Genomic DNA, 469 nt, shown 5'->3' with positions numbered 1-469 from the left:
CGCGGGCTTCTCAACCGCGCGCCGCTCCCACCTATCGCTGGTGCTGGAACCCCTGCTGCGCAGGCTATGTATGACGCCCGCATCAACAAGGTGGCAGTAAGCACTAAAGGCAAGATGATCATTGACGATGCGCTCACCACGTACCCGGAAGAAAACTATCTGCGCTTCTCGCATGTGCCCTCGATCATGAATGCGATCAGCCGCTATTTCTTCCAGCTTGGCCGCCAGCTGAAACACCAGCCGGATAACGTGACCGAAAAGACCCTGACCCGTGAAATGACCAAGGTTCTGGATCGTTTCGTGGCGTCTGGTGCGCTGGTGAAGCCGCGTGATCCTGACGCTGACGGCACAGCACCATACATCCTCAAAGTGACCCAGGTTGAGTTCGACTACGCGGGCTGGAGCTGATGGCGGACGGCGACGTCACGCCGGATCTGCACCTGTTCGGCGGGGTAACCTGGCTCGACCC

Annotated in this window: 1 protein-coding gene; it reads left to right on the top strand. The window is 59.3% G+C overall.

Annotated elements, in window-relative coordinates; all coding sequences use genetic code 11:
* Nucleotides 1–66 precede the first annotated feature (66 nt).
* On the top strand, nt 67–408 hold the full coding sequence (locus CYR55_RS23130) for a hypothetical protein (RefSeq protein WP_175580835.1): 342 nt from the start codon (nt 67–69) through the stop codon (nt 406–408).
* The last annotated feature ends 61 nt before the right edge of the window (nt 409–469 follow it).

The organism is Chimaeribacter californicus (genome assembly GCF_002858675.1).
Taxonomy (GTDB): Bacteria; Pseudomonadota; Gammaproteobacteria; order Enterobacterales; family Enterobacteriaceae; genus Chimaeribacter; species Chimaeribacter californicus.
Note: the sequence above shows the minus strand (reverse complement) of the source record. Positions and strands in the feature narration are given on the sequence as shown.

Coding starts and splice junctions, on each gene's coding strand:
- CYR55_RS23130 (WP_175580835.1), top strand. CDS start 67: ATGTATGACGCCCGCATCAACAAGGTGGCAGTAAGCACTAAAGGCAAG.